We start from the raw sequence: 14680 nt of genomic DNA, 5'->3' as shown, positions 1-14680 counted from the left end.
TATTAATGATAACAAAAAATAAATTTTATAAGATACTGACACTGCTATTGGGATTTGGCGCCTTACAACTCCAAGCGCAGGAATCAAGACGCATTGACCAAGAATGGGACTTTCTGAAGAGTGATCTCGGAGGGATTTGGGAGGCTGTACGACCGGTCGGAGCTGGTAATCCGGAATCCGTTCCCCTATGGCAAACAGTTAGTTTGCCTCATTGTTATAATGCTTTAGATGCTGTTGATCCAGCTGTAAATTACTATCAGGGCCCAGGTTGGTATAGAAAGACATTAACCATTGAAAATCCCTATCCAAATGGTCATACATTGCTTCATTTTGAAGGTGCAGGACAAAAGTCTACGGTTTATATCCATACGCAAAAGGTTGGGGAACATGTCGGTGGCTATGACGAATGGACAGTAGATATTACTGAGGCTGTCGAACAGTTTAAAAAAACGGAAGCCTATAAAACACAGTTTAAAGGGAAGATACCGGTTTCAATTCGGGTCGATAACTCGCGTGACCTCGAAATGATTCCCTCAGACCTATCCGATTTTAACCTATATGGTGGTATCTATCGCCATCTGAATTTGAAATATGTACCACAGACAGCCTTAGAAAAAGTCTTTGTTAGTCCCACTGTCGATGTCAATGGAAAACAGGGGGTATTGCAAATCCGTGGTCGGCTATTAACACCATCCAACAGCTCAAATTTTGATGTCGAAACACAGCTTTATGATCCTTCAGGTAAATTGTTACTGAGTCAGACACCAGTTGTTCGTTCGGTGGAAGGATCTCTTGACTTTGGAAAATTAACGGTTAAAAAACCTGAATTGTGGAGCCCAGATCATCCCGCTTTGTATCGTTTGGTAACCATCGTCAAAAGCAATGGACAGACATGTGAAGAAGAGAGCCTTTTTGGTTTCCGACATGTAGAATTTAAAGATAATGGCCCCTTTTTATTAAACGGGAAAAGACTTTTGCTTCGGGGCACGCATCGTCATGAAGATCATGCTGCTGTAGGAGCGGCAATGACAGATGCACAGATTTTACAGGAAATGACGATGATGAAAGAGATGGGCGTCAATTTCATTCGGTTGGGGCATTATCAACAAAGCCGCAGGGTGCTCGAAGCCTGTGATAGTCTTGGTATTTTGGTTTGGGAGGAAATCCCTTGGTGTCGCGGTGGCTTGGGCGGTGAAATCTATCAGCAACAAGGGAAGCGGATGTTGACAAATATGATTGAGCAGCACTATAATCACCCTTCGATCATTATCTGGGGCCTCGGTAATGAAAATGATTGGCCCGGTGATTTCCCCGAATTCGACAAAGAGAAAATCAGGACATTTATGCGTGAATTGCATGTACTTTCCCACCAATTGGATCCCAGTCGAAAAACAGCCATACGACGTTGTGACTTTTGTAAAGATATTGTTGATGTGTATTCACCCTCTATCTGGGCTGGTTGGTATCGTGGAGTGTATACAGACTATAAAACGGCCTCGGCAGAGGAAATGAAAAAGGTCAAACATTTTCTTCATGTGGAATGGGGCGGAGATAGCCATGCTCGCCGCCATGCCGAGGATCCGGATCGTGCACTAGCTAAAATAGAAGGCGATGGTACCACCGATGAACGGGCTGGCGATGCATCCCTCGTGGGTGGTGCTGCAAGAGTTTCCAAGGATGGGGACTGGAGTGAAAGCTATATCTGTAATTTGATCGATTGGCACCTCAAGGAGCAGGAAACCATGCCTTGGCTTACGGGTACCGCATATTGGCCCTTCAAAGATTTTTCGACACCTGTTCGGCCAGATAATCCGGTTCCCTATGTCAACCAGAAAGGTGTTGTCGAACGCGATTTTACGAAGAAGGAGTCCTATTATGTATTTCAATCGTATTGGACTTCAAAACCGATGTTGCATATCTATGGACACTCTTGGCCTGTTCGTTGGGGGGAGCCAGATGAAGCAAAGATGGTCAAAGTATATTCTAATGCAAAGGAAGTCGAATTATTTGTCAATGGCGAAAGTCAGGGGATAAAGAAAAGAAATAGCCAAGATTTTCCTGCTGCCGGATTACGTTGGATGGTGAAGTTACGTGAGGGAAAAAATCAGATCAAAGCTGTTACCAAAAATGGTAAGGAGCTTATGATAGATCAAATTGAACAAGTGTATCAGACACAGCGTTGGGGCAAACCCGCGAAATTACAGGTTGAAGAAATTGCACGGGAAGATGATATCATAACCGTACAGGCCAAGGTATTGGATAAAGATGGTATTCTTTGTCTGGATGCCAAAAATTGGATCTATTTTGATGCTACAGGAGATGGTGAGCTGATCATTGATCAGGGAACATCCATAGGGGCGAGAAAAGTACAGGCATACAATGGAAGAGCCTTGATACGGCTTCGCTTATCCGAAGGAACAGCAGTTGTGTCCGGACGGATGGACGAATCAAAAAGTACGTTATTGACAATTGAAAAATAGGGAGATGATAAAATTAAACACTGATTTGAACTTTTTTCTTTTGCTCGGGATAATGGCCATTGCTACCAGTGGTTATGCACAACATAAACAAAAGAAGCGCCAACTATGGTACGATAAACCTGCTGCATATTGGGAGGAAGCACTACCATTGGGTAACGGTACGACAGGAGCCATGGTTTTTGGCGGGGTGAACAGGGATCGTTTTCAGATTAATGATAATACCCTGTGGTCGGGCGAACCTGAGGCTGGAAACAACCGCAATGGTCCGCAAATTTTACCATCAGTACGTGAAGCTATTTTAGCGGGGAAATATGAAGAGGCTGCTGTGCTCTGGAAGAAAATGCAAGGCCCTTATTCAGCACGTTATTTACCCATGGGTGATCTGTGGCTGGATTTTCATCAAGAGGAGAAAGAGGTGAAAGCTTACCGGCGGGATTTGGATTTGGAAGGGGCGGTGAGTACCGTAAGTTATACGTATAAAGGTGTTCAATATCAAAGAGAAAGCTTTGTCAGCTATCCGGACAAAGCTTTGGTCATTCGCTTAAAAGCAAATAAAACGAAATCGATCACTTTCGATCTGTCCATGACCAGTAAACTGAAAAGTACCGTTTCGGCACTCGGCAATGATGTACTAAGCCTTTTGGGTAAAGCTCCCAGTTTTGTGGCCAATCGGGATTACGAACCTAAACAGGTGGTTTACGATAGCATTGAGGGAAAGGGGATGACTTTCGAAATGCGTGTTAAAGTACAGGCAAAAGGAGGGAAGGTACAGCAAGAAAAGGATAAGCTTCGTATCATTGGTGCTGATGAGGTGCTATTATTACTGACAGAAGCGACCAGTTTTAATGGTTTCGACAAATCACCGAGCCAAGCTGGAAAAGATGTAAAGGCGACAGTTAACAGTTTAATGAAACAGGTCGCGGTAAAAAACTTTACAACACTGCTTGCTGATCATCAGAAGGATTATAGAACGCTATTTAACAGGGTAGATTTTGAACTGGCTGGAACTTCAACACATGCGGATTTACCGACCGATCAGCGGATTATGCAATTTTCAAAAGGCCCTACGGATCTGGATTTACTGACTTTGTATTATCATTTTGGACGTTACCTGCTGATCGCTAGTTCGAGACAAGGGGGAAGACCAGCCAATTTGCAAGGCATCTGGAATGATCATGTACAGCCGCCTTGGGGAAGTAATTACACCACGAATATCAATACCGAAATGAATTATTGGCTGGCGGAAAATACCAACCTGTCTGAATGCCATCAGCCGCTATTTGATTTTATGGAGGAACTGGCCGTCAATGGAGCGAAAACTGCTGCCGTAAATTACAACATAAAGGAAGGCTGGGTAGTTCACCATAATTCGGACTTGTGGGCCAAGACCTCTCCTCCGGGAGGGTATGACTGGGACCCTAAAGGTATGCCGCGATGGTCTGCATGGCCAATGGCCGCTGCTTGGTTCAGCACACATCTGTGGGAACATTATCGTTTTACAGGGGATAAATCTTTTCTCCAAAATAAAGCCTATCCACTGATGAAGGGGGCGGCTCAGTTTATGTTGCATTGGCTGATCGCTGATCCTGCTAACAAATACTTGATAACAAATCCTTCCACATCGCCTGAAAATACAATTAAAATAGCAGGAAAGGAATATCAATTGACCATGGCATCGACGATGGATATGGCCATTATCCGCGAGCTATTTACTGCGGTTATTCGCTCTTGCGATGTACTGCAGATCGACACTGAGTTTAAATCGACATTGGAACAGGCGACTGCAAAATTATACCCTTATCAGGTGGGACAGTATGGTCAACTGCAAGAATGGTTTCAAGATTGGGATGATCCCAAAGATCAGCATCGGCATATTTCGCATCTTTTTGGACTCTATCCGGGCAACCAGATTAGCGTTACAGAAAATAGTGAATTGGCTGCTGCAGCAAAAAAATCACTGCTTTTGCGGGGTGATGTGAGCACAGGTTGGTCGATGGCATGGAAAACAAATTGGTGGGCAAGATTACAGGATGGAAACCACGCTTATAAAATTCTTAAGGATGCGTTGAACTTTATTGATCCCAAACTGGATCGCGCTCAGATGAGCGGAGGTGGTGCTTATCCGAACTTATTTGATGCACATCCCCCTTTTCAGATCGACGGCAATTTTGGCGCAACAGCTGGAATGACTGAAATGCTTTTGCAAAGTCACGATGGTGCTATTCATCTGTTGCCAGCGCTGCCCGATGAGTGGTCAACAGGGCATATCAAGGGAATTAAAGCAAGAGGAAACTTTACGGTAGACATCGATTGGAAGGATAATAAATTGCAAGAGGCACGCATCGTTTCCAATATAGGTGGAATATGCAAGTTGCGCACCTCTATGCCAGTGAAAGTAATTGGGACGAGTGGGAATAATGTCAATGGGGCTGAAAATGAATTGCTATACAAACCAAGTTCATTAGAATACCATATCCTTGACCGCGAAAAATTATCGCCTTTATCAACCAAAGAAAATTTTGAAATTGAATTTCAAACAGTCAGGGGCAAGGAGTACCGAATTATCCCGATATAGCTTATATAAATCTAAGGAAATGAATTTAAAATCAATCTTCAGACTAGCTTGCACATGTATTGGGATTGTGCTGCTCCCCCTATTCGCTGAGGCCAATGAGCCCAATGGATCTTTCAAGAGTAAAATTATGACGGTTTTGCGTCCTATTATAAAAAAGCAATCAAAATGGGCCATGAAGCAAAAGCCCTTGACTGTGACGGCTTACCCTGCAGTTCGAAGTAGCGGTGGTATCCATGACTTTTACTCGGAAGGCGACTATTGGTGGCCAGATCCAATGGATGCGGGCGGCCTCTATGTCCAACGGGATGGTATGAGTAATCCAGCCAACTTTGTTGACCATCGAAAAGCCATGATCCGTTTTAGCCGAATTATCGGCGCCCTAGCTTCGGCCTACCGTTTAAATCCGGATAAAAAATATGTGCAGCAGGCGTTGGTTCATTTGCAAGCTTGGTTTGTCGACTCGGAGACGATGATGAATCCAAATCTGCTGTATGCCCAAGCTGTAAAAGGTCGATTTACAGGTCGCGGTATAGGCATTATTGATACCGTTCATTTAATGGAAGTGGCGCAGGGTGTCAAAGTGCTCGAAAATGATCCAAACTTTCCACAGTCGACCAAAGATGCCATACATCGTTGGTTTGCGACATATCTGCGCTGGTTGACAGAACACCAATATGGTAAAGATGAAATGAATGCGGCAAATAATCATGGCACCTGTTGGGTGATGCAGGTCGCATCCTTTGCCAGTCTAGTGCAGGATACGGCTTTGCTCAAGATGTGTGCTGAACGCTACCAGCAAATTTTATTACCTAGCCAGATGGAAAAAGATGGTAGCTTTCCGCGAGAGCTCCAACGGACCAAGCCTTTTGGCTATTCCCTCTTTAATCTAGATGCCATGACCATGATTTGCCATATCCTGTCAACAACAAATGAACCGTTGTGGCAATATATGTTACCCGATGGACGTACCATCAAAAAAGGGGTGGATTTTATGATACCTTATATCAGTGATAAGAACAAATGGCCTTATCAAAAGGACGTGATGTATTGGGAGCAATGGCCTGTCGCCCAACCTGCCCTTGTCTTTGCTGCAAATGCTTACCAAGATAGTACCTATTTGCAACTTTGGGCTAAACTGGATCATAACCCCAAGGAGGAAGAGGTCATTCGCAACTTGCCTATCCGTAATCCTTTAATATGGTTGTAATGCAGGGATAATAATTTTATTCCGGCGTGTAAATCTTACCGATTAACCTTTTACTTAAACAAACCTAAATGTAATATCATGTTCAATATGAATACACTGCTATCAAAATATATTGATGTTTCGAATCGTTTTATCCGAAAAAGACGATTTATCATTTCGATACTGGGCTTGACAACTATCCTTTTTGGTATTCAGGAAACAAAAGCGCAGAGCGCAAAGCAATTGAAAAAAGCCTGGGATCTTGCGGATCGACAGTCGCAGCTGCTCTACAAGGAACTGCAGGTGCTAAAAAAAGTTGATTCCACATTAGCTTCCCCACGTACGCTTTCTGAAAATAACGAGCTGGTGGCCGTTAAACGAGGCGATTGGACAAGTGGTTTTTACCCCGGGGTTTTATGGTATTTATATGAAAAATCCGGAAAACAAAAATGGAAAGAACTGGCGGGCGAATTGACAAGCTCAATAGAAGACGAACAATATAATGGGAAGACCCATGATATGGGTTTTAAAATCTTTTGTAGTGTTGGTAACGGTTATCGCCTTACTGCCAATACACATTATCGGGATGTCATTATCCAATCCGCTAAAACTTTGGCAACACGATTTAATCCTAAGGTTGGATGCATCCGTTCCTGGGATCATAATAGCCACCGTTGGGATTTTCCGGTCATTATTGATAATATGCTCAATCTGGAATTGCTTTTTGAAGCAACAAAATTGACCGGGGACTCTAGCTATTATCATATCGCTGTAAGTCATGCAAACACAACGATGAAAAATCATTTTCGGTCGGATTATAGTACCTATCATGTTATTGACTATAATCCTGCAACAGGTGAAGTCCAGCACAAAAATACACATCAAGGGTTTAGTGATGAGTCTACCTGGGCTCGGGGAGAAGCATGGGCACTCTATGGTTATACCATGTGCTATCGTGAGACCGGTGATCCAAAATACCTGCAGCAAGCTGAAAAGGTCGCGCATTGGCTTTTTGGCCATCCACGTATGCCCAAGGATTTAATCCCTTACTGGGATTTCGATGCACCTCATATTCCAAATGAACCGAGGGATGTTTCAGCTGCCACCGTGATCGCGTCGGGACTATTGGAGCTGAGTACATTTAGCAATCAGGGGAAAGATTATTTGAGCAAAGCGCGGACAATAATGTCTAATCTGATTGACCACTATATGTCCCCTCCAAATAAAAATAAAGGGTTTATATTACTGCATAGTACCGGGTCAAAACCCTCCAATACCGAAGTAGATAAGCCATTAAGTTACGCAGATTACTATTTTTTAGAAGCCTTGCTTCGGGAGGAAAACTTGCGTTCGGGACGGGCACAGTCAAGCCTGGTTCGAAAAGACCCCGAAGGTAAACTCATCTATTTTCCGGATGATAAGGGAAATATGGTCCCTGATTTCAGTCGGGTTGGTTATCACCAAGGAAATCGACCGCTCCCAGCTGTAGCCAGCACTATTTCATTGCATCCTACAGCAGATGGAACTGATCAGCAGATGATACAACGTGCCATCGATGAAATCTCAAACAAACCCCTTGATAAAAACGGATATAGAGGGGCGATAACGCTGAAAAAAGGAATTTACAATATACCTGGAAGTCTACTGATCAAATCGAGTGGTATTGTGTTGAGAGGAGAGGGGGCTGCCGAAGGTGAAACGTTATTGCGTGCCACGGGAAAGCAACAACGTAGCTTATTGAAAATTTCTGGTGACGGAAACTATGTCGAAGACCAGGCTAAAGGACATGTGGTTCAGTCAATATATATCCCCGTCGGAAGTAAGTATGTCGTTGTGGACGACAGTCGCGATTTTCAGAAAGGGGCATCAATACTTCTTTCTTATGAACTCAATGCGGCCTGGATTAAAGCAGTTAAAATGGACCAAATTATAGCAAGGGAAGGAACAAAACAATGGACAACCAAAGAATATAAATTGAAATTTGAACGTGTTATAGCAGCCATTAGCGGAGATACGTTGTTTTTGGATAATCCGGTCGTTATGGCCATAGATCCGCAGTTTGGTAAAGTATCGGTCGTACCTTTTAAGTTTCCGGGACGTATTCAGGAAGTAGGGGTTGAAAATCTACGTTTTGAATCCGAATTTACCGATGAAACGGACGAAAATCATGGCTGGATAGCCGTTGAGCTTGATAAAGTTGAAAATGCCTGGGTGCGCAACATTACAGCTCGCTATTTCGGCTATGCGGCAGTAAGCTTGGGACCCTTAGCAAAACAGACAACAGTCATCAGGTCAAAATGTCTTGATGCTAAATCTCAAATTACAGGGGGGCGTCGGTACTCTTTCAATAACAATGGACAGCTCAATCTGTTTACGCAATTATATACCACAGAAGGAAGGCATGATTACGTCACTGGGGCGAGAACATTGGGGCCAAATGTATTTAGTATATCTGCTGCAACGGATACGCACGCGGATATTGGTCCACATCATCGTTGGGCTGTAGGTACCTTGTACGATCAGATTACGACCGATGGCGAAATTAATGTTCAGGACCGGGGCAACTGGGGAAGTGGGCACGGCTGGGCCGGAGTCACACAGGTATTATGGAATTGCAAAGTCCGGGGAGCGGCGGTACAGCGACCCTGGGCATCAGGACAAAATTTTGCAATAGGAGTAAGCGGCGAAAAAATCCCCGGAAGATTTAAAGATAGGCCCATTGGATTTTGGGAAAATCAAAACAAAAAAATGCAGATTGAGTCGCTTTATGAGCAACAATTAAACGATAGGTTAAATAAATAACTATTGGTGCTTTATAAAATGGAATGATTATTTTTAGCCTATCCATTTCAATTATATTCCTTATGATGCCATTGCGTATTTATATACTCTGGGTTTTTAGTTCACTGATTACCTTTTCTATTTCTCATGCACAGGAAAAGAACTATCGTTTTTTACATCTGGATGTAAACGAAGGTTTATCGCAAGGGAGTGTTTTTGCTATTGAACAGGACCACTTGGGATTTATGTGGATCGGCACCCGTGACGGCCTGAATAAATATGATGGCCGCAAGTTTACAATTTATAGAAGCAATCCGCAGGATAGTCTTTCTTTAGAGCATAATTTTATACAGGCGATCACTGAAGACAAAAAAAAACGACTTTGGGTAGGTACAACAGGCGGCCTTAACTTATACAATCGTGATGCAGATAATTTTGCGCGGATCTCCTTGCCCGTAGTAGAGAGCAACAGTGGGAAAATAGAAGTAAATGTGCATCAGATTTTCCAGGATTCTAAAGACCTAATTTGGGTCGCAACAAATGTTGGATTATATCGGATAAAGGAAGGAGCTCATTTGGAGGCTGAGCTTGTTTTTAATGAGATTACGGTAGAAGGGAGCAATGGGCGTTCGTATTTTAGGAATTTTAGAACAATCTACGAAGACGGGAAGAAAAGATTATGGTTATGCACAGATGATGCAATTGTACTCATGCAGTCAGCTTCTAGAGGCGGCAATAGGTTGAAAGTGTTACGCACCTATTTCAATCAGAAAGGATTGATTAATAAAGTAAATCAGCGATTTCAGGCTGTACTGGAATTTGCTCCCGGAGTCTTTTGGGTGGGAACAAAATATAATGGAATAAAAATAATCAATGAAAATACGGGCGAAGTATCTTCCCTGATGGGGCATGATAGCCAGACTGCAAATTTAGCAAACCAAGATGTCCGTTCACTAAAGAAGGCTGATGATGGCAGCATATGGATTGGAACATTCAACGGTCTCTATCTGTATCGAAATGGAAAGCTATTATTTATACAGGCTGACGATAATAATCCCAATAGTTTAAGTAACAACTCTATTCGACCAATTTTTCAGGATAAAAGAGGTTCTATTTGGATCGGAACCTATTTTGGCGGAATTAATATCTATGATAAGGATATACCTAATTTTCAAAATTTTACGCATCAGTCCCGAAGAAATAGCTTGAGCTATAATGTTGTCAGCGCTTTTTTGGAGAATCCGAATGGAGAACTAGTCATAGGCACAGAAGGTGGTGGATTGAATTATTTTAACCGATATAATGGTTCATTTTTTAATGAAAGACACGATAAAAATAATGCTGGAAGCTTAAGCCATAACAATGTGAAATCTATCTGTCGCGATCGGGAGGGAAATTTATGGGTCGGTACCTATGATGGTGGATTAAATTTGAGACGCAAGGGGCAGCAGGTATACGAACATTTTCGTTTTGATCCAAATGCGGCAAATGGGCTGGCTAACAATAATGTCTATGCGCTGTTGGAAGATCGCCAGGGCGATATTTGGATCGGAACATTTGGTGGCGGTTTGCAGGTACAGCGGAAAAATCAAAAATCCGGTTATTTCCAGACCTTCAACGTCGCCGGTAAACAGTTGAGCTCAAATATGGTCAGAGCACTCATGGAGGATTCCAGCGGTAATTTATGGATCGGCACTTCTAATGGACTAAATCTTAAAATAGCAGGTACCGATAAATTCGTATCGTTTTTGAATCACAAAAATGACTCCCTTTCGATTAGTGGTAATGATATTATCAGTATTCATGAAGATAGAAAAGGACAAATCTGGATTGGAACCTATATGGGTGGTTTAAACCGGTATCTACCCGAAAAGAAAGCCTTTAAGCGTTTCAATAAACAGAATGGTCTACCAATAAATAATGTTTTTGGTATTTTGAGCGATCTTAAAAACAAATTATGGTTGAGTACCAACACTGGGATTACCTGTTTCGATCCGCAAGCGGGGAGTGTTAGAAGTTATACAAAAGTGGATGGCTTGCCGGGGAATGAGTATATTCAAAATGCAGCCACCATACTACGCAACGGAAAATTCGCTTTCGGTAGTTTTTCCGGCTTTACCCTGTTCAATCCCGATAGTCTGAGTGTGAATAGTTATGTGCCGCCAATACAGTTTACTGATCTCAAATTGTTTAACCGTACTGTCAGACCTGACGTGGATGGCGTAATCGCCAAGGATATTTCCATGATTGATGAATTGGTGCTGGATCATAATCAGAATGTATTTAGCTTAGAATTCAGTGTGTTGAATTATGTTCATCCCGAAAAAAACCAATATGCCTATTATTTAAAAGGTTTTGATCAGGATTGGAATTACGTAACAAATCCGGTAGCAACCTACACGAATTTAGATCCGGGCAATTATGAACTCTGGATAAAAGGATCCAATAACGATGGTATTTGGAATGAAAAGCCACGGGTATTAAAAATAAGGATTCTCCCTGCGCCATGGAAAACATGGTGGGCCTATACCGGTTATTTTTTGATTTTAGGCTTTGTTGTATTTTTGATTATTCGTTTTTTTCATGGTCGAAATAAACTAAAACGCGACCTTTTGATTAGGAAGCTCGCTTCAGAAAAACAAGAGGAATTGCACGAAGCTAAACTGAATTTCTTTACAAATATCTCACATGAGTTCCGTACACCTTTGTCATTGATTATAGGTCCCTTGAACCAGTTGAAAACGGATCATTCCCTATCGGAGTACGCAAAAGAACATTTGGGATATGCCACACGGAATGCTGACCGCTTAATGAATCTGGTTAACCAGCTGCTTGATTTTCGAAAACAGGAAGGTGGAAAAATGAAACTGAATTATCAGAAAGTCCAGGTCGCCGAATACCTTAAAAATGTTTTATTAAACTTCCATTTTATCGCAGAAAAGAATAATATCCAGTTTTTTCTCGAAAATAATATCCCCGTCGATTACAGGACAACGCTGGATCCTGAACAGTTTGAAAAAGTACTTGTCAATCTAATCTACAATGCCTTTAAATTTACAGATAAGGGGGGACGGATAAAAGTACAAAGCGAATTGCAGGATGTTGGAGGTGATACCAGACTACTTATTTCCGTATGGGATTCGGGTAGAGGGATTCCGGCAAAAGATATTCCCCATGTATTCGAACAATTTTACCAGGCAAATACCGACGGAATCGTCGCCACCAGCAGTGGCATTGGACTTGCATTGTCACGATCCATCATCCATTTACATGGGGGCTTGTTAACTGTTGAAAGTAATATGGCAAAAGAAGCTCTGGCGTACAATACTGTTTTCCGGATTAGTCTGCCACAGCAGAATTTGAGTATGGATACCTCAAGTACCACGGATCTTTTAACAGATATGGCTGAATCCGACGTGACCGTACACACGGATCAACAGGTGGATGATCACGAAAAAAACGATATCGAGGCGGAGCACATAGCGGATGAAAAACCGGTTATTCTTGTTGCCGAAGATAATGTGGAACTCAGATGTTTCCTTTCTGAAAATTTACGCAAGAAATATGTGGTTTTAGAGGCCAATGACGGAAATGAGGCGCTGGCATTAGTTCATACGAGGCAACCTGACATTATTATTTCTGATGTAACGATGCCCAATTGCGATGGGATAACATTGTTGCAGCAAATAAAAAATGATAATAGCACAAACCACATCCCTGTTATTTTATTGACTGCCCGAACGGCAGATCCTTATATTACTGAAGCCTTTGAAGTTGGTACCGACGATTATATTACCAAACCATTTAGTATGCCACACCTGATTCAGAAAATAGCCAACATTATACAGACAAGAAAACGTTTGGAAGAAAAGTTTGTGCAGAATTATCTGCTGGGAGGCCAGGGAACAGAGACAACCGAAAGAACGCGTTTTTTGGATCAGGTATTGGGTATCGTGGAGGAAAACCTGGGCTGTGAAAACTTCGGGGTACAGGAATTGACGAAGGCAATAGGGGTGAGCCGATCCGTTTTATACCGCAAAATAAAACAGCAAACTGGTCTCAATCTGGTCGAATTTATCAATATGGTCCGTCTAAAAAAGGCCGCCCACATATTAGTACACAACAGCGAACTGAGTATCAGTGAAGTTGCCTATCAAGTCGGTTTCAATGATCCAAAATATTTTAGTAAGACCTTTAAGAAATTCTATAAAGAAAGCCCGCGTACGTACATCGAAAAATTGAGTGTGAAAGAAAATTAAGAGAAATTGTATCGCATAAAAAAAGGTTTTCAAACGGGGAGAATGAAAACCTTCAATAACCAATTATAAACCTAAATTATGATGATACAAAGATAACTGTTTTTAAACTTATTCCAAAAATAAAATAGCACCCTTATCGGAATGTGTGGCTTAAAATCTACAATGTAGTTTTATCTGTTTATATTACAGCCTATTCGTTTTAGCTAACTTACTAATGAAAAGAAGAGTGAGCAAGCCCAGTACCGCAAATAAAGCATAGCCCAGTCCGATTTCAAGCTGAGACGAAGGGTTGACCAAGCTGACAGTGCCATAACTTAAGGAGGATGTGACCAGGTAGGTAATTCCACCGACTAATCCGCCCGCAATCCCCGCAGACAAGGGGAATCTGCCCAGACAATAACTGAAATAGTTGTTAAATATAAATCCGGCTGTACAATGGATGGCAAACGCAAAGAATGTCAAGGTATATAAATTTGCTATATAGGGAGAGACCACAATCATGACTAACACCAAGATGATCTGAATAAAATTTGCCATTCGCAATTTAGGGAGGAGGGCTCTTTTGATCAATGCTTTTCCAATAAAGCCTCCACACATCCAGGCCAATCCCATGATAAGCGATGTGTACCCCGTCGTGATTGCCCCGTAACCCAATTGGTGCTCGATGAAAAATGGACCACTAAGGTTATAAAACATAACAAGTCCATAAGATATCCCGCACATCAATACGCCGAACGTGAAGTCATTTGTCTTTAACATCATTTTAAATTCGCCGATAAGATAGCTGATGTGCAATGGTTTTCTTTGTTTGATCGTCTCTCCGGAGAAGATCAATTCCAGCACAAAAAGGATAGCGCTATAAACGGCAAGAACCATAAAATTAGACCGCCATCCAAACTGTGTTTGCAGGTATCCGCCAATAAAAGGAGCAATAATAGGTCCGATCGACCAGACGATGGTCATAATACTGAGGTAATGTTTGCGCTGCTCTCCTTCATACACATCCACAAAGTAGGCCCGTTTCGAAATCACAACGAACGCAGACAGAATTCCTTGGAGAATACGCATACCGTAAATGACCCAGATATCATGTGTAGTTGCGGTTATCCAAAAACTAAGGACAAAGAGAAACAGTGAAATCAGATTAATTTTATATCGTCCCCAGGCATCTACAAGTGCGCCAGTGAAGAATTGTGCGACACCATAACTGATTAGAAACAATGAAAGCGTTAACTGGATGTGACCTTCGCTGAGACCGAGTTCCAGAGCCATTTGTGGCATCGAAGGTAGATAGATGTCAGTAGCAAGCCCTGTTATGGGAACAAGTGCAAAAGCCAGTATCGTCGGAATAAAAGATTGGCGGGGTTTAGCGTTTTTTTTCATCTTGATAATTTGTCGA

The 14680-nt window shown here is 42.2% G+C and carries 6 protein-coding genes; 5 read left to right on the top strand and 1 reads right to left on the bottom strand.

The window, feature by feature from the left end; genetic code table 11:
• Positions 1–5 precede the first annotated feature (5 nt).
• The 5 genes from G6053_RS20245 (at position 6) to G6053_RS20225 (ending at position 13281) form a co-directional block, all read left to right on the top strand.
• Positions 6–2480 (top strand): glycoside hydrolase family 2 TIM barrel-domain containing protein, encoded by a 2475-nt coding sequence (locus tag G6053_RS20245; protein ID WP_165308163.1) that lies wholly within the window; start codon positions 6–8, stop codon positions 2478–2480.
• A 4-nt stretch (positions 2481–2484) separates the two neighbouring features.
• Positions 2485–5055, top strand: a complete 2571-nt coding sequence (locus tag G6053_RS20240) for a glycoside hydrolase family 95 protein (protein ID WP_241254780.1) — start codon at positions 2485–2487, stop codon at positions 5053–5055.
• A 19-nt stretch (positions 5056–5074) separates the two neighbouring features.
• Entirely contained in the window at positions 5075–6262 is a 1188-nt protein-coding gene (locus G6053_RS20235) for an alginate lyase family protein (protein ID WP_165308162.1), read from the top strand.
• An 87-nt stretch (positions 6263–6349) separates the two neighbouring features.
• A complete protein-coding gene (locus tag G6053_RS31055; protein WP_165308161.1) occupies positions 6350–9043 on the top strand; it encodes a glycoside hydrolase family 88 protein in 2694 nt (897 codons plus the stop codon).
• A 62-nt stretch (positions 9044–9105) separates the two neighbouring features.
• Positions 9106–13281, top strand: coding sequence for a two-component regulator propeller domain-containing protein (locus G6053_RS20225; protein ID WP_165308159.1), 4176 nt, complete (start codon positions 9106–9108; stop codon positions 13279–13281).
• 183 nt (positions 13282–13464) lie between these two features.
• Here G6053_RS20225 and G6053_RS20220 read toward each other — a convergent pair whose 3' ends face one another.
• A complete protein-coding gene (locus G6053_RS20220; RefSeq protein ID WP_165308157.1) occupies positions 13465–14664 on the bottom strand; it encodes an MFS transporter in 1200 nt (399 codons plus the stop codon).
• Positions 14665–14680: the final 16 nt, after the last annotated feature.

The organism is Sphingobacterium sp. DR205 (genome assembly GCF_011064245.1).
Classification (GTDB): Bacteria; Bacteroidota; Bacteroidia; order Sphingobacteriales; family Sphingobacteriaceae; genus Sphingobacterium; species Sphingobacterium athyrii.
The sequence above is the reverse complement of the archived record's forward strand: the minus strand, read 5'-3'. Positions and strand labels throughout refer to the sequence as shown.